14 protein-coding genes are annotated in these 24,027 nt (G+C 67.6%); 9 read left to right on the forward strand and 5 right to left on the reverse strand.

What is annotated here, in order from left to right:
• Nucleotides 1-84: 84 nt before the first annotated feature.
• The gene (locus ACWDUA_RS14320) at nucleotides 85-1,809 is read right to left on the reverse strand and encodes a DUF222 domain-containing protein (RefSeq protein ID WP_449751667.1); all 1,725 of its coding nucleotides are present in this window, start codon (nucleotides 1,807-1,809) and stop codon (nucleotides 85-87) included.
• Between the two features lie 952 nt (nucleotides 1,810-2,761).
• On the opposite strand from ACWDUA_RS14320, the gene ACWDUA_RS14325 reads away from it, so the two are divergent.
• From ACWDUA_RS14325 to ACWDUA_RS14335, 3 genes are all read left to right on the forward strand, one after another.
• Complete coding sequence (locus ACWDUA_RS14325; RefSeq protein WP_449751668.1) at nucleotides 2,762-4,915, forward strand: DUF2254 family protein; 2,154 nt, start codon at nucleotides 2,762-2,764, stop codon at nucleotides 4,913-4,915.
• Between the two features lie 447 nt (nucleotides 4,916-5,362).
• The gene (locus tag ACWDUA_RS14330; RefSeq protein ID WP_449751669.1) at nucleotides 5,363-6,520 is read left to right on the forward strand and encodes a PASTA domain-containing protein; all 1,158 of its coding nucleotides are present in this window, start codon (nucleotides 5,363-5,365) and stop codon (nucleotides 6,518-6,520) included.
• Between the two features lie 54 nt (nucleotides 6,521-6,574).
• Complete coding sequence (locus tag ACWDUA_RS14335; RefSeq protein ID WP_449751670.1) at nucleotides 6,575-8,992, forward strand: VWA domain-containing protein; 2,418 nt, start codon at nucleotides 6,575-6,577, stop codon at nucleotides 8,990-8,992.
• A gap of 293 nt (nucleotides 8,993-9,285) precedes the next feature.
• Here the strand turns inward: ACWDUA_RS14335 and ACWDUA_RS14340 are convergent, their stop codons facing one another.
• Both ACWDUA_RS14340 and ACWDUA_RS14345 read right to left on the reverse strand, forming a co-directional pair.
• A complete protein-coding gene (locus ACWDUA_RS14340) occupies nucleotides 9,286-10,152 on the reverse strand; it encodes a DODA-type extradiol aromatic ring-opening family dioxygenase (protein ID WP_449751671.1) in 867 nt (288 codons plus the stop codon).
• A 14-nt stretch (nucleotides 10,153-10,166) separates the two neighbouring features.
• On the reverse strand, nucleotides 10,167-10,541 hold the full coding sequence (locus ACWDUA_RS14345) for a DoxX family protein (RefSeq protein ID WP_449751672.1): 375 nt from the start codon (nucleotides 10,539-10,541) through the stop codon (nucleotides 10,167-10,169).
• A gap of 145 nt (nucleotides 10,542-10,686) precedes the next feature.
• On the opposite strand from ACWDUA_RS14345, the gene ACWDUA_RS14350 reads away from it, so the two are divergent.
• Complete coding sequence (locus tag ACWDUA_RS14350) at nucleotides 10,687-11,244, forward strand: MarR family winged helix-turn-helix transcriptional regulator (RefSeq protein WP_449751673.1); 558 nt, start codon at nucleotides 10,687-10,689, stop codon at nucleotides 11,242-11,244.
• Nucleotides 11,245-11,274: 30 nt separating this feature from the next.
• Here the strand turns inward: ACWDUA_RS14350 and ACWDUA_RS14355 are convergent, their stop codons facing one another.
• On the reverse strand, nucleotides 11,275-12,357 hold the full coding sequence (locus ACWDUA_RS14355; protein ID WP_449751674.1) for an alpha/beta hydrolase: 1,083 nt from the start codon (nucleotides 12,355-12,357) through the stop codon (nucleotides 11,275-11,277).
• 419 nt (nucleotides 12,358-12,776) lie between these two features.
• Here ACWDUA_RS14355 and gltB point away from each other — a divergent pair, with 419 nt between their 5' ends.
• From gltB to ACWDUA_RS14375, 4 genes are all read left to right on the forward strand, one after another.
• Complete coding sequence (gene gltB, locus ACWDUA_RS14360; RefSeq protein WP_449751675.1) at nucleotides 12,777-17,378, forward strand: glutamate synthase large subunit; 4,602 nt, start codon at nucleotides 12,777-12,779, stop codon at nucleotides 17,376-17,378.
• Nucleotides 17,371-18,822: a glutamate synthase subunit beta gene (locus tag ACWDUA_RS14365; protein ID WP_449751676.1), complete on the forward strand. Its 1,452-nt coding sequence runs from the start codon at nucleotides 17,371-17,373 to the stop codon at nucleotides 18,820-18,822. The genes gltB and ACWDUA_RS14365 overlap by 8 nt, the downstream gene beginning before the upstream one ends.
• A 242-nt stretch (nucleotides 18,823-19,064) precedes the next feature.
• Entirely contained in the window at nucleotides 19,065-19,916 is an 852-nt protein-coding gene (locus ACWDUA_RS14370; RefSeq protein WP_449751736.1) for a cutinase family protein, read from the forward strand.
• A gap of 196 nt (nucleotides 19,917-20,112) precedes the next feature.
• Entirely contained in the window at nucleotides 20,113-20,277 is a 165-nt protein-coding gene (locus tag ACWDUA_RS14375; RefSeq protein ID WP_449751677.1) for a hypothetical protein, read from the forward strand.
• Between the two features lie 93 nt (nucleotides 20,278-20,370).
• On the opposite strand, the gene ACWDUA_RS14380 is transcribed toward ACWDUA_RS14375, so the two are convergent.
• Nucleotides 20,371-20,583, reverse strand: a complete 213-nt coding sequence (locus ACWDUA_RS14380; RefSeq protein ID WP_449751678.1) for an RNA-binding S4 domain-containing protein — start codon at nucleotides 20,581-20,583, stop codon at nucleotides 20,371-20,373.
• A 63-nt stretch (nucleotides 20,584-20,646) separates the two neighbouring features.
• Between ACWDUA_RS14380 and lysX the strand changes: the two genes are divergently transcribed.
• Nucleotides 20,647-24,003, forward strand: a complete 3,357-nt coding sequence (gene lysX / locus ACWDUA_RS14385; RefSeq protein WP_449751679.1) for a bifunctional lysylphosphatidylglycerol synthetase/lysine--tRNA ligase LysX — start codon at nucleotides 20,647-20,649, stop codon at nucleotides 24,001-24,003.
• Nucleotides 24,004-24,027 lie beyond the last annotated feature (24 nt).

The raw sequence follows: 24,027 nt of genomic DNA on the forward strand, positions 1-24,027 counted from the left end.
ATGCAGGTGGTCTCGTTGCGTTCGTCAGTGGGGGTCCCCGGGTTCGTGGTGCCCGAGACCATGGTCCCGGGCACCAGTGGGCGGTCAGAGTCCGAGGATTTCGAGGATCTCGACCAGGCGGGTCTCGATCGGTCCGACGGGGGTGATGACTTCCCGGATGGGGAGTCTCATCCCGGTGTCGTCGGGGTTCTGGTCCAGACCGGTGTCGAGGTCGAGGGGTGGGTCGAACACCGTGATCACCAGAGCATCGTCGTCGATCATGACGAATCCGTCGTCGGTGGTGCTGTCGAGAGTGACCTTGGCGGGTTGACCGGTCTCGGTGCTGCTGGTGTTGGTTTCGGTGCCGTGGATTTCGGCGCGTACTTGTGCCAGGTGTGCCACATACTGTTGTCCGACGTCGGGGAGCCGGTTGACGTGTTTCTCGTTGTGGGGTTGGCCGGGTTTGGTGTTGCGTTGCCACCAGGTGCGGCCCTCGTCCGGACCCGACCTGACTTTCCCGGTGGTGTATTGGCCGGGTTGGTCACCGACCATGCGGTGGTGGGTGGGGCAGGCCGGTGCCAACTCGATGATGTCGGTCCGGCCGCCGTCGGCGAAGTCTTTGACTGCGTGATGGATTTCGACGTGTGCTGCTGCTCGGTCGCATCCGGGTGCCGAGCAGTGATGTCCGTCGGGTGCGGAGAACAACATCAATCGTTGATGTTTCGTGGCTATCCGTTTGGCTTGCCCGAAGTACAGGGGGATGGCGGTGTGGTCTTTGAACACTGATAGATACATTTGGGCGTCGGCGGCGAGGTCGATCAGGTCCGGGATGGGGATCAGGGTTCCGGTCGCGGTGATGGCGTAGCCGGCTTCGCGGATCAGGTCGTTGACATCGGTTTTGACGATCAGTTGGATCGGGACACCCATGTTGGTTGTGCCGAGCATTCCGTCGGCGAACACGGCGGTCAGTAGGGCGTTCACTGCATCGTGGTTGCGTTGGGCTTGGGTGCGCATGTCTTTGACGGCGGCGGCCTCCAGGGCGTCGGGGTCGACCATCTCGGCGGTGCGGCTGTCGCCGATGATGCTGTTCTGCTGGTCGGGGTTGTTGACCCCGTATTTGGCCCAGGCGGCGAAGAGTGTTTCGAGTCGGGCTCGCAGGATGGGGTCGACGTAGCCGGACAGTTTGGACATGCCGTCGGCGCCTTGTTTGCCGAGGGTGATTCCGCGTCGACGGTCGCGGTCTTTCTTCTCGATCAGCTCGCCGTCGGGGTCGATGTGGGCGATGATGCGGGAGCCGCAGGTGCCGAGTGCAGAGGCCCCGAATTCGGTGGCGTGTCCGGCGAGGGTGCGTTCGGCGGCGATTTTTTCGTCGTAGGCGGCGGCGAGGGGGATTTTCTTGAGCCAGGACAGGGCGATGTCGATGTGGGTGGGGCCGGCGTCGCCGGAGGCGAACACTTTCGCGAGTTCGGGGTATTCGGCCTGGGTGGGTTCGCCGGTCAGGGAGCGTTCGGGTTGGACGCGGTCCATCCGTTCGAGTCGGGCTTTGCAGGTGGAGGCGTGGAGTTCGGTGTCCATGAACGCGAAGATGGTGCGGTAGCCGCGGTCGCGGTGGATGTCTCGGTGGTTGATTTCGGTGATCACCCGGTCGCTTTGGAAGGTCAACCGGTTCAACGATTTTTCGGCGGTTTTCGCGATGGTGATCAGGGTGTCGGCGTTCCTGGCGGTGAGGTCGGCGGCGGCGAGTAGGTCCAACCCTTGCGTGATCAGGGCGAGTGCACGGGCCGCGTCGGTCCTGGGTTCGGTTGTACCGGTATCGGTCTCGTTGGCCATCGACGCTCACCCCCTGTCGCGTGAAGATTCTTTTATGGTACAGGTGTTCGATGGTGTGTGCAAGGGGTTTGGGGTGGTTGGTTTTCGGCTCTGGTTCGGCGTGATCGACAAGTGGCGGTTGGTGGTTGAGCTGAAGGGGAGCGGAGCGACGAGGCGTGTCGAAACCTCAGACGGCCGACGTCGTCGACGTGACCACCTCGGAGGTGGTCACCTCCCAGCGTATGTTGCGGGGATTTCGACACGGGTCCTCGCTACGCTCGGTCCCGGCTCAATCAGCAACGGTGGTCCCGGCTCAATCAACAAACGGGGTCCCGGCTCAATCAACAAACGGGGTCCCGGCTCAATCAGCAAGCAGCGGTTGGTGGTCGAGCCGATGAGGAGCGAAGCGACGAGGCGTGTCGAAAACTCAGACGGCCGAGTCGTCGGCGTCCCCACTTTGGAAGTGGTCGCCTCCCAGCGTATGTTGCGGAGATTTCGACACGGGTCCTCGCTACGCTCGGTCCCGGCTCAATCACCTTTTGGCCGTACATGGTTGAGCCGATGAGGAGCGTAGCGACGAGGCGTGTCGAAACCTCAGACGGCCGACGTCGTCGACTTGACCACTTCGGAGGTGGTCGCCTCCCAGCGTGTGCTGCGGGGATTTCGACTCGGGTCCTCGCTACGCTCGGTCCCGGCTCAATCATCAATGTGCGTCCCGGCTCAATCAGCAATGGGCGTCCCGGCTCGATCATCGCCGGGAATTCTCGCACAATCATCAATCGGTGTCCCGGAACGATCATCGATGGCGTGCGTGGCATGCGTCGACCCCGGGATCGAAGCCGTGGATGGCATGGTTCGGCCTCGGGCGAGCCATGCAGCGGCATCCACATCACTCGTAGACGGGCCCCTGATCCCCTAGGCTCATCGGCAGTGCAATACGGACCGGACCGTGCAGGGATCGAGGACTTCAGAGATGACCGATTGGTTCCACCGCACCGTCATCGATCCCGGACGGCTGCCGTTGTTCCTGTTCCTGATCGCGTTCATCCTGACCTTCCTGTTCATCCGGTTCAGCGTGCGGATGATCCGCGCCGAGGTCAGCTGGTGGCCGGGAAACGTGGCGCCTGGCGGACTGCACCTGCATCACGAGTTCTTCGGCGTGATCATGATGGCGTTGTCGGGGTTCGGGCTGATCGCCGTCGCCCGCTACGACGCCCCGATCGCCGATGCGGTCCTCGCGTCGATCTTCGGGATCGGCTGTGCCCTGGTGCTCGACGAGTTCGCCCTCATCCTGCACCTGCGCGACGTGTACTGGGAGGAGGAGGGCCGCTCGTCGGTGGACGCGGTGTTCGTCGCCGTTGCGATCGGCGGGCTCTTCCTGGTGGGGCTGCGGCCGCTGGACATCTCGGCTGCGGTGGGGGACTGGCAACACACTGCGGATCCGTCCGAGCGAATCGGCGTGGTGATCGGGGTGGCGATCAACGTGCTGCTCGCGGTGATCACCCTCGCGAAGGGCAAGCTCTGGACCGGGCTGGTAGGGATGTTCCTGCCGTTCCTGCTGCTGTTCGGCGCGATTCGGGTGGCCCGTCCGGCATCACCATGGTCGCGGTGGTTCTACGGATCGCGAGAGGCCAAGTACGAGAAGGCCGTCGCCCGTGAGGTCCGGTATCGCGAACCCCTGATCCGCTGGAAGATCGTCGTGCAGGAGGCCCTTGCCGGACGGTTCGGTGTCCCCGACAAGCCGCCCGCCCTCACTCCACAGCTGCCGGTCGCCGACAACGCGGTGCCGAAGGCCGTGGCACCCAACGCGATCGCCACCGCGATCCGGTGGCACCGTACCCGGCGGGCGCTACGTGTGGCGCCCACCTGGCGGCTGCCCGCGGTCCTGATCGTCCTCGCGATCGTCACCGCGATCCTGTGCATCACCCTCGACGAATCCGTCGGTTTGGACGTCGATTCCGGAACGCTCGCCACGGTTCTCGGTGTGATCGCCGGCGCGATGGCCACCCTCACCGGTCTGGTGTTCACCGCGGTCACCCTTGCCATGCAGTTCGGTGCGTCGCAGATCTCGGTGCGGGTGATCCCCCGCCTGCAACGGGAACCGACGATGCGCTGGTCGATCGGATTCTTCCTGGCCACCTTCGTGTTCAGCGTCATGGTCGCGATGGATCTCGCGTTGTCGGAGCCGGATGACACCACACCTGGTATCTCGACCGCGATCGCTGCCGTGCTGACCGTCGTCTCCGCCTTCTTGTTCGTCGCACTCGTCACCAAGGTGGGGACGGTCCTCAACTCGGCGCAACTGTTGCGGTGGATCGCCGCCGACGGTCGTGGAGCGGTGCGTCGTCAGTACCCGGACGTCCACGACGGCGGTGCCGAATCGCCAGGAGCGGAGCCTGCCGCGGGATCGCGCGACGAGCACGACGAACAGCCGCGCACCGTGATCCCTCTGCGGGAGACCGCGAGTCGGGGCCGTGTGTTGCTCGCGGTGAACATCCCGCGACTGCAGGCGCTGGCCGTTCGGTGGGAGGTGCGTTTCGATCTGCTTGTCGCCGTCGGCGACTACGTCCCGCACGATGTCGGGGTGATCGCGGTGACCGGGCCCGGACAGGATCGCGTGGCCACCCCCAAGGTGTTGCGCTGCCTGTTCTTCGGTGACACCCACCAGCCGTCGGTGAGCCCATCGGCGGCATTGCAGTCGATCTCCGACATCGCGCTCAAGGCGATCTCGAGCGCGGGCAACGATCCGAGCAGCGTGGTCGTGGCCCTCGACCACACCGAGGACCTGTTGCTGATGCTTGCCCCGCGGGTACGTGTGGACGTGGTGGCCCGGCAGGCAACCCTGGTCGACGGATATCGGCGCAGCTGGGGCGATTATGTGGCAATCGGTACCGACGAGATCCGTCGTCACAGCCGGAATCAGGCGCAGGTGCAACGGCGCCTGCGTGCGCTCTACGGGACGCTGCTCGAGCAGTGCTCGGAGGATCAGCGGCCGCCGATCGTCGAACGCCTCCAGGCACTCGATGAGCAGATCGTGCTCGAATGGGCTGTGCCCCTGGACCGTCGGCTCGCGTCGGCGCCTGACCGGCAGGGATACGGATCGGAGCGGGGGTCGACTCTTGCCTGACGATGAAACCGCCGAATCCCCACGCGCGATGCAGTGTTCACCCGTACAGAGGACAGTGGCCAGGTTGCCTTGGTGTTAACCTCGCAACTCTGCGCGGTGCCGCAAGGGAACTGCCACGGTTGAGAATTGCGGCGTATGACGAACGGACCAAGCGGGCCCGGCGGCTCCGGATTCCAGCCCCCGCGACGACCACCTCACTCGCAGATCCCGCCCTCGGCCCCGGGAGTGGATCCGAACAACACGGGTGGACGTGGCACGCAGCCGCGACCCACGCAACAGGGACCGGCACAACGGGGACCCGCGCAACAGGGACCGGTGCAGCAGGCACCTCGGTCGCAACCGCTGCCGACCCACCCGAAGCCCACTCAGCAGACGACGCCGCACCACGTGCCGGGAACTCCTCCGCCGGCGCCGATCCCGGTTGCGGGGGCCGCACCTCCACCGCCGGTGTCCTCGGCCGCCGGCCCCGCAGAGATGGCGACCGAGTTCATCGCCCGACCGGTGGCAGGCCGACCCGAACAATCACGGCGAGAACGTCGTAGGGCCGAGAAGGCGGCGAAACGCGCCGCCGGCGACGGCTTGCCAGACCGACGTGCGCCCGCGGGACACGGACTGAATGCACCGGCGCCCGGCCGCCGGCGGAAGCCGTTGATCGTCGGGGTGATCGCCTCGGTGATCGCCCTGATCGCGGGCGGCGCCGTCGGCGGCTACCTCGCGCAGAATGAATGGGCGAACCGAGGAACCTCGCCGGTGCCGTCCGTGGTCACGGCAGCTGCGCTCCCGGCCGTGGGCGGAACCGGATCGGCCATGCCGGATCTCCGCGGCCTCGACCAGGATGTTGCACGGCAGGTGCTCGCCGATATCGGCGTCGACCCGGCCAGGATCACAACGACCACAGAACCGGCGGCCGGTGCGGTGGGAACGGTGATCGGCCAGAAACCGGCGTCGGGTACCGAGGGCGTCTCGGAGGCGTCGCTGGTGCTGTCCACCGAGGCCACCATGCCCCAGCTCACCGGCCAGAGCGGGCAGGAACTCTCGGTGGCACTGCAGAAACTCGGTGCCGAGGTCGCGATCGTCAAGCGATATCAGCCCGGCGCGGCACCCGGATCGGTGGTCGCGTCCACACCGGTACAGGGACAATCCCTGCCGACGAACGTCGAACTCGTCGTCGCCGAGGCCGGGACGTCGGTGTACCTGCGCAAGATCAGCTCCGCCGGCAGCGGCTGTTCGTCGGGCACGTACTCACTGAATGGCAAGGACTACCAGAACTCGTTGGCCTGTTCGGCGGGGTCCCGGCAGTCGTCGAACTACGAGTGGGTGACCAAACGCGCGGCAGATCAGCTGACCGCCACGGTCGGGATCTCCGACACCGACGACGACCGTGCCGCCGCGGCGCGGGTGGACGTCTTCGCGGACGGCCGAAGGGTGGCATCGGTGACCGCCGGATACGGCACGACGGTCGAACTCGACGCCACCATCACCGGAGCTCTCCGACTGTCGATCGTGGTGACCAGGGTCAGCCCCGGAACCGACTCGCTCTCAGCGGTTCTCGGCGACGCACGTCTGATCGGCAGCGCCGACGCGATCAAACGACTGGGGTCGTGAGTGAGTGCTCCCCGAACCGGGTCCTGGTGGGCTCCGAGATCTGTGTGCGTCGTCTTGGCCGCACTTCTCACGGGTTTGCTCGCAGGCGTCCCGGCGCCACCCGCGGCAGCCGCACCCTCGAGCAACGCCGTCAAACCGTTGGTGATCGTCTTCGACCTGTCCGGATCGATGAACGAGACGGACGGCGCCGGGGTGGTCAAACTCGACGGCGCCAAGGACGCGATGATCGACCTCGTGAACGGCCAGCCCCGCGGCGCCGAGATCGGGCTGTGGACCTACCCTGGTGACGGATCCTGCGACGCAGGTGGATTCGTCCCGGGCGCCGACGTCAGACGCGTCGACGACCCGGCCGCCCTGTCGGCCACCATCCGTGATCTGTCGGCCGATGGCGGAACTCCGACAGCAGACGCGCTGAAGAACGTCGCGAAGGACATGCGGGATCGCGGTCGGACCGGGGCGACGATGGTGCTCGTGTCCGACGGCGAGAGCAACTGCGGTGATGATCCGTGTGACACCGCAAAGGAACTCGCCGGCAGCGGATTCGACATCACCATCAGTGGTGTCGGCTTCCAGATCTCCGACGGCGGCGCCGAAGAGCTGCAGTGCATCGCCGCTGCCACCCAGGGGCAGTACTACACCGCCGATGACAGTGCGGCACTGGGGGAGCGGCTCTCGGCGCTGACCGTCCCATCGCTCGGCGTCGACGTAACCGCCGGCAGTGTCGCGCCGTCGGGTGGGCAGACCGAGATCAGCGTGGAGGTCCGCAACAGTGGGTCCACCCGCATCCCGAACGCGTGGGTCGGGCTGCAGTTCAACCGCGGCGAGGACGGCAGCGGAATCCTCCCCGCGGTGATCCCGCCCCGATTCGCCTTGGGGGCCCTGGGATCCGGGGAACACCAAAAGAGATCCTGGTTGGTCTCCACCGGTCCGGCCGGCAATTCCGGTGCGTTGAACTGGTCGGTGAGTGCGTGGGGGGAAACGACCTTCCCCGAGGTCGAACGCGGCTCGATAGTGGTCAGCAAGGACATCGACCCATCCAGAGGAGGTCAAGTCCTCAAAGACATCCTGGCCTCGCCGGCGTCGGCGATCGTCATGGGCGACTCCTATTCGTCGGGTGAGGGGACGGGGAACTACCTGCCGTCGGACAGTTCGCACGGCGCGCTGTGCCACCGGAGCGACACCCAGTACGCAAGCCAACTACTCGCCACCGCGAAGAATCGCGACGTCCGCAACATCGCGTGCAGTGGGGCGGTGATGGTGGACCTGATCTCACCGCAGATCGGTGACGACAAGGGGTTCAAGACCTCGACCGGACAGCTGCAGATGCTCGCGGGCGCAGATGCTCCCTCGGCGGTGTTCCTCACCATTGGCGGCAACGACATCGGATTCGGCGATATCGCGACCGCATGCCTCACCGCCGAGGACTGTTCGACGATCGACTCTGTGCGCCAAGAAGTGGAGCGGGGTTTGGCGAGTCTCGATCAGTTGCCGCGCTACTACACCGAGATCTCGCGGGTGATCAACACAGCGGACAAGCGGGCGGCCCGGGGCGGGGCCGCCGCCCCGGTGATCGTCCTGCCGTACCTGCAGGCATTGCCCCCCGCAGATCGCGGAACCATATGTGAATCGCTGAGCCGCAACGAGATCCGGTTCGTAGACGACGTCCAGCGGGCGCTGAACGACGCGATCGCGAGGAACGTCGCGGTGGCTTCGGGTGCGGGTGCCGAGATCTACTACGCCTCGGAGGTGATCCGCGCGGCGCAGCCCAACCACACCGCCTGTGACAGCGAGCCCTACATCGTCCCGGCGAGCAAGAACAGCGGGGCCGGGGCCTTGGTCCTGGACTGGGCGTCATCGACCCTCGGTGGTGTCGCTGCCGGGGACGATGGCGCGGCCAGTGCGACGAAAGCCGAGCTCCTGCATCCGAATATCGCCGGGCACGGGGCGATTGCCGCCGGTCTGGTCGCCTGGTCGTCGGCGGTGAAGGATCGAAAGTCGGTTGGGGACCTACCCGCGACCTTCCAGCTGTCCCGGTTCACGTCATTTGAACCGTCGACCACTGTCGACTTCACCGATGCGACTCGGCCATACAGCGGTGTCGCCGGCGGAATCGCGCGGGTCGTCGTGCCGGTGGCCGAACCGGTGATCAGTGGTTCGGTTCAGTCCTTCTGTCCGTTGGCGACCTGCGCGGCTGCACTGTGGATGCACTCCGAACCCAGGGTGCTCGGCAGGATACTGATCGAGTCCGGTAAGCCGGTGGACCTGTTGGTCGCGATACCGGACGACGTCCCGCAGGGACGGCACCAGCTGATCCTGAAATCGATCGACGCCGATGGGCGCGCCCATGATGTGGCGATGGAACTTCGGGTGACGATCCCGCTGCCCTGGTGGTTCTGGGGTGTTGCGGGCGTAGCGGTGGTGTCGTTGATCGTCGCCGTGGTTGCGCTCTGGCGAGCGCGACGAACCAGCTGATGACGTCGATCGGTGCGGTTCGGTCTCGGCTCAACCGTCGGGAGTGGTTGTTGTGGTTGGTGATTGAGCCGGTATCGAGCGTAGCGAGGCGCCGTGTCGAGATCTTCGTAGGTGGTTGTCGGTGGTGGTTGCTGACAGTGTCGGCTCACTGGGTTTCGACTCGGGTCCTCGCCTGGCGGCTCGGTCCCGGCTCTACCGTCGGGAGTGGTTGTCGCGGTGCACTTTGGGCGGCTCGGTCCCGGCTCCATCGTCGGGAGTGGTTGTCGGCGTGTGCTACCGGGGCGGTCGTCGCCTCAGTCGACCTGGATCGACCGGATCGAGTTTCCGAACACGATCCGGCTGAACGCCGTGTGGGTGCGGGCACCCGGATCGGTCGACGCGCCGAGCGTCAGCAACAGGGGCACGAAGTGGTCGGCCGTCGGGTGGCTGATCCGTGCGGCGGGCGCCTTCCTGCGGTAGTCGACGAGTGCGTCGACGTCGCCGCGGGCGAGCGCGTCGGCCGCCCAGTCGTCGAAGTCCTGGATGTGGGGAAGGAGGCCCGGTCGCCGGAACACCTCGAAGCTGTGGGTCATGAAACCCGAGCCGATCACCAGGACGCCCTCGGCACGCAGCGGGCGCAGCCGCCGACCGAGATCGAGGAGCGCCTCGGGGTCGAGGCTCGGCATGCTCAACTGGATGACCGGGATGTCGGCGGTCGGGTACATCGCCATCAACGGGATGAACGCACCGTGATCGAGGCCGCGCGTCTGATGCCGGTGCAGGGGCGTGGTCGGGAGCAGCGCGCCGGCCACGCGTTGGGCCAGTGATGTGGCGTCCGGCGTGCGGTACTGCAGTGTGTAGTAGCGAGGGGCGAAGCCGCCGAAGTCGTAGTAGAGGGGTGTGCCCGCCCCCGTGGCGGAGACCGCCAGGGGAGCGTTCTCCCAGTGTGCGGACACCACCACGATCGCCCGGGGTTTGGGCATGGTCTGTGCCCAGGTGAACAGATCGTCGAGCCAGTCCGGATCGTCGAGGGTCGGCGGGGCGCCGTGGCTCACGAACAGTGCGGGTAGCGGACCGTCGGCCGGCTCCCATGTCCGTTGCGCCCGCGCCCGGGGCAGGACCCGCGCGACCAGGTCGTCATAGGCGCCGGCAGGTGTTTCGGGATCAAACGGATCACGCATGGCCGCAACCCGACTCAGAATGCGTAGGGGCCGAATCGGCCCCACATCACGATCGCGGCGAGCACCAGCAGCACCACGTTGACCGGGATCACCTGGGCCTCACCGCGTCGGGCGTGCACGACGATCGCGCCGACCATGACCAACGCCAGACCGGTGGCCGCGATGGGTACGAGGATCGGGGCGATGTTCACCGCTGCGGGCAGGAACAGCCCGATCGCGCCGAGTACCTCGAGACCGCCGATCGTCTTGACCGCGGTGGGGCTGAAGTCGTCGACCCAACCCATCCCCGACTCGGCGAGCTTCTCGCGGGGTTGGGCCAGCTTCATCAGCCCGGCCAGGCCGAAGGCGACGGCCAACACGATGGCGATGATCCACAGGGCGATGTTCATGGCGACTCCTAGACCTGCACGGGAACTCCGTGGTTCGAACGTCGACTCGCGACCGGGCTCGACCGCCATTGACTTGAACGTTCAACTCATCGATGAGGCTAGTATCGTCGACTTGAATCGTCAACCGTGCTGTGACGGGAGGGGTATGGCGACCAGCGATGGGCCTCGGTGGCTGTCCGACGACGAACAGTGCACGTGGTTGGCACTGACCAGTGTGGTGATGTACCTACCGGCCGCGCTCGATGCGCAGTTGCGCAGGGATGCGGGTATCGGGCACTTCGACTACGTCGCCATGTCGGCACTGTCGATGTCCCCGGGGCATGCGATGCGGATGAGTGACCTCGCCGGGATGACCGATGCGTCGTTGTCGAGGCTGTCGCACACCTTCACCCGGTTGGAGAAGAAGGGGTGGGTCACCCGGGCGCCGGACCCCGTCGACGGTCGGTTCACCCTGGCCACCCTGACCGACGCGGGATGGGCCAAGGTGGTGGACTCCGCCCCCGGGCACGTCGCCGCGGCCCGAGAGTTCGTCATCGACCGGTTGTCGCCGACCGAGGCGACGCTACTCCGGACCATCTGCGACCGGATCGTCACCGCCGTCGCGCCCCCGGAGCGTGATCCGGCCGGACCGCCGCGGGGCCGGCGACCCGCCCGACCCCCGGCCGGGGCCTGCGGTGACGATGCCGGGGCCGCGGGTGTGTGACGCGGCCGGCGCGGTCCGGTCGGACCCAGGTCACCCGCCGGCCACGGCCGACGAGGTCCGGGTGCCGGGTAGGTCGGCGATGAAATGCGCTGCGGCGGTGACGGCGTGGCCCGACTCGGGGGTCAGCCGCGGGAACATCTGGAACACGTGGCCTTGATCGGGCCACCGCTGCAGGGTGGCGTCGGCGCCCGCGTCGAGCAGCGCGCGATGGTAGGTGATCGCGTCGAGACCCATGACCTCGAGGCCGCCGTACTGGATCAGGGTGCGGGGCAGGTCGCCCGACGATTCGAGGGCGATCCGCATGCGCGGCTCGTCCGGCTCGGCGTCGCCGGTGTAGAACCGCAGAATGCGTTGTGCGGCAACCGCATCGATCAGCGGGTCGCGAATGCCTGAGCGCTGGTGTGTCACGGCGAGCGCGAAGGTCGGGTCGTAGAGCGGGGAGAACAGCACCATCCCGCCGGGCTGCGGGGTGCCGGTCCGCTGGTTGTCGGCGAGCAGGTCGAGTGCGAGGTGGCCGCCGGCCGAATCGCCGGCGACGACGATCCGCTCGGCGTCGATGCCCTGCGACAGCAGCCAGTGGTAGCCGCGGATCGCATCGTCACCGGCGGCCGGCCATCGGTGTTGCGGGCCCAGTCGGTACTCCAGACTGAACGCGAGCGCGCCCGAACGGTGCGCCAGCCGTGCAACCAGTCCGCGGTGGGTCCGCGGTGAGCAGATCACGTAGCCACTGCCGTGTAGGTAGTAGAGGACGGTGCCGGCCTCTCGCAAGGACAGACGGTGGCCGTGGTGACCGGTGGCACCGACCCACTCACCGCGGACCGGTCCCCGCCGATGGCGGGCCACCACGGGGCGCACGGTGGTCCCGGCCGGCACCGGGCTGAGCGCAGCCAGCGTGCGGTTGACGCCGGGGCGGGTGGCCCGCAGCATGCGTTCGGCGACCGGTGGCGGATTGAACCGAGTCACCACCATCATCGGGCGGCTGACCCGGACGAGATATCCGTTCAGGGCGCGCGCCCGACGGGACCCGCGGGCCCCGGCCGGATGCGGACCCCGGGCCGGGGCCGTCGCCGCCCTGTCCGACAGGTCGGAGATGCCCCACGCCGGCGTGCTCACCCCCCGACCCTAGGTCGTGCAAGGTCACACCGGAGGCGTTTCGCCCGACGCCGGCGCGTGCGGCGTCGTGACTCACCCGGTCTCGTCGCGGCGGGTGCGAACGGGCGCGATGACCGGCTCCCGCGATCGCCTGATCTGCGGGATCGGGGCCGATGTGGTAGCCGGATTTCGATAGTGGGTACCCCCCGTGAGAAAATAGCCGACAATGCTTAGCAAGCAGGGTGGTGTCATGCCCGGCCGATGACGTCGGGCCCACCAGTCAGCAACGGCGCTGACCATCCGGACGCCATCGTGTGACCGTCGGAGGACCAGGTCAGCCCATATCGGGGACTCCGAACCGCCGGTCGCCGGTGCCGCGTACCGAGAAGACGCATATCGGGTGAATCAGTGCGCAGTGTCGCGCACGAAGTGAGGCGAACATGAAGTATGCCCCCGGGCCAGTGGGTCTCTACGACCCCATCAACGAGCACGACTCGTGTGGTGTGGCATTCGTCGTCGACATGCATGGTCGACGCAGCCGCGACATCGTCGACAAGGCCATCACCGCACTGGTGAACCTGGAGCACCGCGGTGCTGCCGGAGCCGAGCCGAACACGGGTGACGGTGCCGGGATCATGATCCAGGTCCCCGACCGCTTCCTGCGTGAGGTCGTCGACTTCGAGCTGCCCGCCGAGGGCCGCTACGCCACCGGCATCGCCTTCCTCCCGCAGGGCTCCGCCGACGCCGCCGATGCGGCCGCCGGCGTCGAGAAGATCGTCGAGTCCGAGGGCCTGACGATGCTCGGCTGGCGTGAGGTGCCGGTCAACGAGAACGGACTCGGTGCGCTCGCCCGCGACGCCATGCCGACCTTCCGCCAGCTGTTCCTGGCGATCGGCGACGACGTCGTCGACCCGGACGGCATGGAGCTCGAACGCAAGGCATTCGTGGTCCGCAAGCGCGTCCAGCACGAGCTCGGCCTCAAGGGCGCCGGCGCCGACGGCCCGGGTCGCGAGACCGTGTACTTCCCGAGCCTGTCCGGCAAGACCTTCGTCTACAAGGGCATGCTGACCACCCCGCAGCTGCGCGAGTTCTACCTCGACCTGCAGGATTCGCGGGTCGAGAGCTCGCTGGGCCTGGTGCACTCGCGTTTCTCCACCAACACCTTCCCGTCGTGGCCGCTGGCACACCCGTTCCGCCGGGTGGCCCACAACGGTGAGATCAACACCGTGACCGGCAACGAGAACTGGATGCGGGCCCGCGAGGCGCTGATCGACACCTCGGTGTTCGGCACCGACGCCGCGGAGAAGATCTTCCCGACCTGCACCCCGGGTGCCTCCGACACCGCGCGGTTCGACGAGGTGCTCGAGATGCTGCACCTCGGTGGTCGCAGCCTGCCGCACGCGGTGCTGATGATGATCCCGGAAGCCTGGGAGCGGCACGAGGCGATGAAGCCGTCTCACAAGGCGTTCTACGAGTACCACTCGACGCTGATGGAGCCGTGGGACGGCCCGGCGTCGGTGTGCTTCACCGACGGCACCGTCGTCGGTGCCGTGCTCGACCGCAACGGCCTGCGTCCCAGCCGCGTCTGGGTCACCAAGGACGGACTGGTCGTGATGGCCTCGGAGGTCGGCGTCCTCGACATCGACCACGCCGACGTGGTGCAGAAGATGCGCCTGCAGCCGGGCCGCATGTTCCTGGTCGACACCGCCGCCGGTCGCATCGTCGACGACGAGGAGATCAAGGACGAGCTGGCCGCCGCACACCCCTACCAGGAGTGGCTCGAGGCCGGGCTGGTGCACATCGACGAGGTCAAGGCGCTGCCCCACATGCATATGGCCCATGATCGGGTCACCTTGCGCCAGTTGGTGTTCGGTTACACCAACGAGGAGCTGAACCTGCTGGTCGCGCCGATGGCGAAGACCGGTGCGGAGGCCATCGGTTCGATGGGCACCGACACCCCGATCGCCGTGCTCTCGGCGCGCCCGCGGATGCTGTTCGACTACTTCCAGCAGCTGTTCGCCCAGGTCACCAACCCGCCGCTGGACGCCATCCGGGAAGAGGTGGTCACCAGTATCGGCGGCACCATCGGCGCCGAGGCCGACCTGCTGCACCCGACTGCCGGCTCCTGCCGCCAGATCGCGCTGCCCTCACCGGTTCTCGACAACGACATGCTCGCCAAGCTGGTGCGGATCGAGGAAGACGCGAACCTGCCGGACTTCCGCAGCGTCCACATCCACGGTCTCTACCCGGTGGCCGAGGGCGGCGCGGGCCTGCGCGCCGCGCTGGATGCGGTGCGCGCCAAGGTGTCCGCGGCGATCGCCGACGGCGTCAACCTGATCGTGCTCAGCGACCGTGAGTCCGACGAGACCCTGGCCCCGATCCCGTCGCTGCTGCTGACCGCGGCCGTGCACCATCACCTGGTGCGCGAGCGTCAGCGCACCCGCGTCGGCCTGATCGTCGAGTCCGGTGACTGTCGCGAGGTGCACCACGTCGCCACGCTGGTCGGCTTCGGTGCGGCAGCGGTGAATCCGTACATGGCCTTCGAGTCCATCGAGGACATGGTGGAGCGCGGTGTACTCGGCGACATCGACTTCGAGACCGCGCGCAAGAACTACATCAAGGCCGCGGGCAAGGGTGTGCTCAAGGTGATGAGCAAGATGGGCATCTCCACCCTCGCCTCCTACACCGGCGCCCAGCTGTTCCAGGTGATCGGTATCGGCCAGGACACCGTCGACGAGTTCTTCACCGGTCTGCGCAGCCAGCTCGGCGGTATCGGGCTCGACGAGATCGCCGCGGACGTCGCCGCCCGCCACTCCCTGGCGTTCACCGACCGACCCAGCGAGCGGGCCCACCGCGAACTGCCGGTCGGCGGCGAGTACCAGTGGCGCCGTGAGGGCGAGTACCACCTGTTCAACCCGGACACGGTGTTCAAGCTGCAGCACTCGACCCGCACCGGCCAGTACAAGGTGTTCAAGGAATACACCAAGATGGTCGACGACCAGTCGCGCACGCTCGCGACGCTGCGTGGTCTGTTCGACTTCAACTTCGGTGACCGCGACCCGATCCCGATCGACAAGGTGGAGTCCGCGCGGGAGATCGTCAAGCGCTTCTCCACCGGTGCGATGAGCTACGGCTCCATCTCGGCCGAGGCCCACGAGACCCTGGCGATCGCCATGAACCGTCTCGGTGGCCGGTCGAACTCCGGTGAGGGCGGCGAGGATCCGCGTCGTTTCCACCACGACGAGAACGGTGACTGGCGCCGCAGTGCGGTCAAGCAGGTCGCGTCCGGCCGCTTCGGCGTGACCTCGCACTACCTGACCAACTGCACCGACATCCAGATCAAGATGGCGCAGGGTGCCAAGCCCGGCGAGGGTGGCCAGCTGCCGCCGCACAAGGTGTACCCGTGGGTCGCCGAGGTCCGCGGATCGACGCCGGGCGTCGGACTGATCTCGCCGCCGCCGCACCACGACATCTACTCGATCGAGGATCTCGCCCAGCTGATCCACGACCTGAAGAACGCGAACCCGCAGGCGCGGATCCACGTGAAGCTGGTCAGCGAGGTCGGCGTCGGGACCGTCGCCGCGGGTGTCTCCAAGGCACACGCCGACGTGGTCCTGATCTCCGGGCACGACGGTGGCACCGGCGCCTCCCCGCTCACCTCGCTCAAGCATGCGGGTGCGCCGTGGGAGATCGGTCTGGCCGAAACCCAGCAGACGTTGCTGCTCAACGGTCTTCGCGACCGGATCTCGGTGCAGGTCGACGGTCAGCTGAAGACCGGCCGCGACGTCGTCGTCGCCGCACTGCTCGGCGCCGAGGAATTCGGCTTCGCCACCGCGCCGCTCGTGGTGTCGGGCTGCATCATGATGCGTGTCTGCCACCTCGACACCTGCCCGGTGGGTGTGGCCACCCAGAACCCGCTGCTGCGTGAGCGGTTCACCGGCAAGCCGGAATTCGTCGAGAACTTCTTCCTGTTCATCGCCGAAGAAGTCCGGGAACTGCTGGCCCGCCTCGGATTCCGCACCCTGCAGGAGGCCGTCGGCCACGTCGAGGCACTCGACACCGCCAAGGCGCTCGCACACTGGGGTTCGGCCAAGGCCGGCAAGCTCGACCTGTCGTCGGTGCTCGCCGTCGCCGAGTCGCCGTTCATGAACCAGGACCTGTACTGCTCCGGCACCCAGGACCATGCCCTGGAGAAGGCGCTCGACCAGCAGCTCATCGCGCAGAGCCGCGAGGCGATCGACCACGGCACCGCGGTGTCGTTCACGTCGAAGATCACCAACGTCAACCGCACGGTGGGCACCATGCTCGGCCACGAGGTGACGAAGGCCTATGGCGCACACGGGCTTCCCGCGGGAACGATCAACATCGACTTCACCGGCTCGGCCGGAAACAGCTTCGGTGCGTTCGTCCCCACGGGCATCACCCTGCGTCTGGCCGGTGACGCCAACGACTTCGTCGGCAAGGGGCTGTCGGGTGGCCGGATCGTGGTCCGGCCCGCCGACAACGCACCGGAAGACTTTGTGGCCGAGGACAACATCATCGCGGGCAACGTGATCGGGTTCGGTGCCACCGCCGGCGAGATCTACCTGCGCGGTGTGGTCGGCGAGCGCTTCTGCGTCCGTAACTCGGGTGCCACCGCCGTCGTCGAGGGCGTGGGTGATCATGCGTGCGAGTACATGACCGGTGGTCGCGTGGTGGTGCTCGGTGCCACCGGACGCAACTTCGCGGCCGGGATGTCGGGCGGTATCGCCTTCATCCACGACCCGGCACAGAACTTCGCCGACAACCTGAACACCGAACTGGTGGATCTCGAGGAACTCGACGCCGACGACATCGAGTTCCTGCACAGTGCCATCAGCACGCATCACGCGGAGACCAAGTCCCCGGTCGCCGTTGCGCTGCTTGCCGATTGGGCCACTGCGCAGAATCAGTTCGCCAAGGTGATGCCCCGCGACTACAAGCGGGTTCTCGCGGCGGCCGCAGCGGCCGAGCGTGAGGGACGAGACGTGAACGAAGCGATCATGGAGGCCGCACGTGGCTGACCCCAGAGGATTCCTGAAGCACCCGGAGCGGGAGCTGCCCGACCGCCGTCCGGTGGACCTCCGTCTGCTCGACTGGAAAGAGGTCTACACCGACTTCGACAAGGGCGAGTTGGCAACCCAGGCCAGCCGTTGCATGGACTGCGGTATCCCGTTCTGCCACAACGGATGCCCGCTGGGTAATCTGATCCCCGAGTGGAACGACCTGGTGTACAAGGGGCGGTGGGACGACGGCATCGACCGTCTGCATGCGACCAACAACTTCCCCGAGTTCACCGGCCGGCTCTGCCCGGCCCCGTGTGAGGCGTCGTGCGTGCTGGGCATCAACCAGCCCGCGGTGACCATCAAGCAGGTCGAGGTGGAACTCATCGACAACGCGTGGGACACCGGCCTGGTGCAGCCCGTGCTGCCGAGCCGCAGCACCGGCAAGAGCGTCGCCGTGGTCGGTTCCGGCCCGGCCGGTCTGGCCGCCGCCCAGCAGCTCACCCGCGCCGGACACGCGGTGACCGTCTTCGAGCGGGCCGACCGCATCGGTGGACTGCTCCGCTACGGCATCCCCGAGTTCAAGATGGAGAAGCGCCACATCGACCGCCGTCTGGAACAGATGGAGGCCGAGGGCACCGTCTTCCGCGCCGGTGTGAACGTGGGTGTCGACGTCACCGTCGAGCAGCTGCGGAGCGACTTCGATGCCGTCGTCCTGGCGGTGGGGTCGACCATCGGTCGTGACCTGCCGATCCAGGGCCGCGAGCTCGACGGCATCCACCAGGCCATGGAGTTCCTGCCGCAGGCCAACAAGGTGCAGCTCGGCGATGCCGTCGAGGGCCAGATCACCGCCACGGGCAAGAAGGTCGTGATCATCGGTGGCGGCGACACCGGCGCCGACTGCCTGGGCACCTCGCTGCGTCAGGGCGCCGAGATCGTCCACCAGTTCGAGATCATGCCGAAGCCGCCGAACCATCGCGCGGACTCCACCCCGTGGCCGACCTACCCGCTGATGTACCGGGTGTCCTCGGCCCACGAGGAGGGCGGCGACCGCGTCTTCTCGGTCAACACCGACGAGTTCGTCGGCACCGACGGCAGGGTCACCGGGCTGAAGGCCCACGAGGTGGTCATGCGTGACGGCCGCTTCGAGAAGGTGGAGGGCACCGACTTCGAGCTCGAGGCCGATCTGGTGTTGCTCGCGATGGGATTCGTCGGCCCGGAGCGCGGCGACCTCCTCGACAAGCTGGGCGTGGAGTACGACGCCCGCGGCAACATCAAGCGCGGCGACGACTTCGCGTCATCGGTGCCGGGTGTGTTCGTCGCCGGTGACGCCGGCCGCGGCCAGTCGCTGATCGTGTGGGCCATCGCCGAGGGCCGCTCGGCCGCCGCGGCCGCCGATGCGTTCCTGGCGGGCGCGACCGATCTGCCCGCCCCGATCGGGCCCACGCAGGTCGCCCAGCGCTGATCTCACCGGAGATATCCGAGCAGGGAGCCACCCACCCGTTCGCGGGTGGGTGGCTCCCTGCTCCCGGTGGGTCCGAATTCTCCGATTTGCGTTCGCGCAGCGGGAATTCCGGCGATCCGGGCATCCGCAGAACGTTCATCTCCCGCTCGGTTGCGAACGGCCGCCGCCGCCTTAGACTCTGCTGGGTATCACGCCGGGGGATTGTGATGGAGGAAGCTGTGCGCAGGATTTTCGTGGCCTCGATGGCCCTCGTCATCGGGTTCGTCGGGGCGGTGATCTCCGCAGGTCACGCTGCCGCGGCAGACTGCCCGAAGCTGTATGTGCTGGCCGTGCCGGGCACGTGGTCGCACGACGGGCCCGGATTGCTCGGTCCGGTCACGTCCGGTCTCGGTCCGGAGACCAAGGTCACCTACGTCGGCTACGACGCCACCGCCTTCCCGTGGGAGTCGGCGATCTACGGCAAGTCCAAGGCGCAGGCGGTCGACAACATCAAGGGGCTGGCCGTCACCATGCTCCGACGATGCCCGGGCACCAAGATCGCGCTGACCGGGTACAGCCAGGGCGCCGACGCCGCCGGTGACGTGGCCAGTGAGATCGGCACCGGCCGGGAACGGATCAGGCCCGGACAGGTCGCCGGTGTGGTGCTGCTCGCCGATCCGCGCCGGTCGTCGAAGGACCCGCTGGTCGGTCCGCCGCTGACCGGGCAGGGCAGCGGTGGTCCCCGGGTGAACGGTATGGGCTGGCTGACCGCCACGACCCGCACGATCTGCATCCCGACGGATCTGTACTGCAACACCCCGCGCGACTACTACCTGACGCGCATCGTCGGCTACCTCGCCGAGACCAGTGATCCGACGCCGAGCCAGGTGGGCCAGTATCAGGCCGAAGCGGGCGCGATCCTGGCCGAGATGCTCACCGGTGGCGGTCCGGGGCGGATCGTCGGGGAGCTCTCCAACGCGCGGGCCCGTCAGCAGATCATCGCGTTCAACCGCTTCATCCAGTCCGGTTCGCACGGTGACTACACCCGCTTCGAGGTGACGCCGGGGGTGACCGCGGTGCAGTGGGCGCACACTTATCTGGCCGGTCTGGCCTGACGTCGGAGGTCTCGGACGCTGCGGATTCGGAATCGGGGCGTCCTCCGAGGGGATGAAGTGTGACGCGCGTCGCTACCGGAAGGGTAACGAACGTGGTGCGATGATCGATGGAACGGGTAAGTGGGCGGAGCCGAGAAGGTCCGCTACAGTAATTGAAACAATAGATCCGTTATCTCGAATTCAGGGATGTTCAGTCATGAAGTTGACCACGACTTTCCCCCATCCGAAGACCACATACGGCCTACGGCGGCCATCCATGCTGACCTCGATCATGGGTCGGCGCCGCACCCTGTCGCGGATGTTCCCGGCCGAGGCCGAACGACTGGTGACCGCTGCCGAGATCGAACGCCTTCCGCGCTGAACCCCGGCCTGACCCCGGAGCGATGACGAGGCGGCCGGGACGACCGGACCGGTGACCACCGGCCTGCGCTGATCGGCACCGGGTGGTCGGCGATCAGCCGCCGGTGACCCGGGCCGACTCGCCGCCGAGCTCCACCACGTCGCCGACCTCGAGTTGCCGCCCACGGCGCGTCTCCACCTCACCGTTCACCGACACCAGGCCGTCGGCGATGACCTCCTTGGCCTCCGCGCCGGACTCGATGAGGTTGGACAGCTTCAAGAACTGGCCCAGCCGGATGCCCTGATCTCTGATCTCCACGTCGAACACACCGCCATCCTGCCGAACGCAGATGGCTGCCGCGAGCCCGGGCGCCGACTACGGTTGTCGGTCATGGCGGTCATCACCCCACCCACGCGTACCCCGGCAGATCGTCGGTCCGCGGATCTCCTCGAGAGCATCCGGCATCCACGGGGTTTCGGGCACCGCGCGCCCCGCGTCGCCGGCACCGTTCTCGGTGTACTCGCGACCATCGCGCTGCTGTCGAGCATCTTCCCGTTCTTCCGACACTGGATCCACCACCCCCGCGATTACGTCGACAGCTACCTGATCTCCATGCCCGACACCAGCTTCGCGTGGGCGTACGTGCTGGCCCTGGTCGCGATCGCGCTCGCCTCCCGGAAACGCATCGCGTGGTGGATCTGCGTGATCTACCTGGCGCTGTTCATGATCGGCAACGCGCTGCTGCTGCTCCCGCCGGTGAGCCAGGACTTCGCGATCTCCGACAGCGAGCGCGTTAACATCTGGATCGGCCTCGGCGTCGACGTGGTGGTCCTGGTGTTCCTGATCGCCACCTACCGGCAGTTCTACACCCGGGTACGACGCGGGGCGCTGCTGCGCGCCGTGGTGGTGCTGATCGCCGGGCTGGGCGTGGCCACCCTGGTCGGCTGGGCGCTGGTCTGGGCCGTCCCCGGCTCACTGGTCCCCGGTGAGAAACTCACCTACGCGTTCAACCGGGTGGTGGCCTTTGCGACCATCGACCAGCGCACCTTCGACGGCCACCACGCGCCGCCCCCGATCAACGGGCTGCTGGGCTTGTTCGGTGCGGTCGCCCTGATCGCCGCGGCGATGGTGCTGTTCCGATCGCAGCGGCTCCAATCCCTGATGACCGACGCCGACGAGCGGCTGATCCGGGCGCTGATCACCCGCTTCGGCGAACTCGATTCGCTGGCCTACTTCTCCACCCGCCGCGACAAGGCCGTGGTGTTCGCGCCCGACGGCCGGGCGGCCATCACCTACCGCGTCGAGCTCGGCGTGTGCCTGGCCGGTGGCGACCCGATCGGCGACCGGGAGTCGTGGCCGGGCGCGATCGCGGAGTTCCTCACCCTCTGCGAACGCTACGGCTGGCACCCGGCGGCGATGGGCGCGAGCGAACGGGGCGCCGAGGCCTATGACGCGGCCGGGTTCGGCACCCTGACCATCGGTGACGAGGCGATCCTGCACACCGCCGAGTACAGCCTGCGCGGCGCCGCGATGAAGGGTGTCCGCCAGGCCGTCACCCGCACCCGACGCGCCGGGGTCACCGTGCGCATCCGCAGGCACGGCGAGTTGTCGGCGGAGGAGATGGCGCAGGCCGTCGAGCGGGCCGAGGCCTGGCGCGACACCGACGAGGAACGCGGCTTCGCCATGGCGCTCTCCCGGCTCGGTGATCCCGCCGACGGCGACTGCCTGCTGGTCGAGGCGATCGAACCGGGACCCGACGGCGACGAGCGGGTGATCGGCATGCTGTCGTTCGTGCCGTGGGGTCGTCGCGGCGTCTCACTGGATCTGATGCGGCGCGATCGCACCGGCCCCAACGGTGTGGTCGAGACGATGGTCAGCGAACTGTGCCGGGACGCGGACCGATTCGGCATCGCCGACGTCTCGCTGAACTTCGCCACCTTCCGCGCGTTCTTCGAGCAGGGCGGGCAGATCGGTGCCGGACCGGTGATGCGTGCGACCTACTCGGCGCTCATGTTCGGGTCCCGCTTCTTCCAGATGGAGTCGCTCTACAAGTCCAACGCCAAGTACCTGCCGGACTGGCAGCCCCGGTTCCTGTGCTTCGAGGACGCCCGGATACTGCCCCGCGCCGGGATCGCCTCGGTGGTCACCGAGGGGTTCATCCGGCTGCCCTCGTTCGGCCGTCACCGGCAGCGCAGCGACGGGACGGCGTCGATCCCGGCCGGTGTCGACGTCGACGCCCTGGTCGCCACACTGCAGGACGAGGCCGACGCCGAGGTGGTCGGGGTGCGTCGCCCCGAGCAGGTCCGGGTCCGTATGGCCAAGCTGGAGCGGCTGATCGAGGAGGGTTTCGATCCCTATCCACCGGGTGACGCCCCCACCCACACCGTGGCGCAGGCCGTCGCCCAGCCCGCAGGCACGCGGGTGACCATCGCCGGCCGGGTGACGCGGATCCGTGACTTCGGCAAGGTCGTCTTCGCCGACCTCCACGACTGGTCGGGGCAGGTGCAGGTGTTGGTCGAGGAGTCGGCGATCATCCCCGGCACCCCCGACTTCGGTTGCGACGTCGACCTCGGTGACCTGATCCAGGCGCGCGGCGTCGTCGGCGCCAGCCGGTCCGGCCAGTTGTCGGTGCTGGTCGACGCGTGGCGGATCAACGGCAAGTGCCTACGGCCGCTGCCGGACAAGTGGGCAGGTCTGACCGATCCGGAATCCCGTGTGCGCCAACGCTATGTGGATCTCGCGATCAACCCGGAGAGTCGTCGTCTGCTGCAGACCCGCAGTGTGGTGGTCAAGGCGCTGCGCGACTTCCTCGCCGCGCGCGACTACCTCGAGGTGGAAACGCCCATCCTGCAACGGATCCACGGCGGCGCCAACGCCACCCCGTTCCGCACACACATCGACGCCTACGATCTCGACCTGTACCTGCGGATCGCCCCCGAGCTGTATCTCAAACGGCTGTGCGTGGGTGGTGTGGAACGAGTCTTCGAGCTCGGCCGCAACTTCCGCAACGAGGGTGTGGACTTCAGTCACAATCCCGAGTTCACGAGCCTGGAAGCCTATGCGGCACACAGTGATTACCTCAAGATGCTCGATCTCACCCGGGAGATGATCCAGTTCGCGGCGACCGCCGCGCACGGTGAGCCGGTGATCATCCGCACCGGTGCCGACGGCGAGCCCGAACGCATCGACATCTCCGGCGAGTGGCCGGTGCGCACCGTCCACGAGGTCGTGTCGGAGGGGGCGGGGGAGGAGGTCACCCCCGAGACCGATGCCGACGACCTGCGCCGGATCTGTGATCGTCTCGAGATCGCCTTTCGGCCCGACTGGGATGCCGGTGCGCTGGTGCTCGAACTGTACGAGCACCTCGGCGAGGACCGCACCACGTTCCCGACGTTCTACACCGACTTCCCCACGTCCACCTCCCCGCTGACCCGTGCCCACCGCAGCCGTGCCGGGGTGGCCGAGCGGTGGGACCTGGTGGCGTGGGGCGTCGAACTCGGCACCGCCTACACCGAGCTCACCGACCCGGTGGAGCAGCGGGCACGGCTCACCGAACAGTCGATCCTGGCCGCCGACGGCGACCCGGAGGCGATGGAACTCGACGAGGACTTCCTGCAGGCGCTCGAGTACGCGATGCCGCCGACCGGTGGGCTCGGCGTGGGTGTCGACCGCGTGGTCATGCTCATCACCGGGCAGTCGATCCGCGAATCGCTGCCGTTCCCGCTGGTCAAGCCCGACGAGGGGTGATCGGGGCCCGCTCCACCCACCTGC

The sequence above is a fragment of the Gordonia sp. NPDC003376 genome (genome assembly GCF_053589235.1).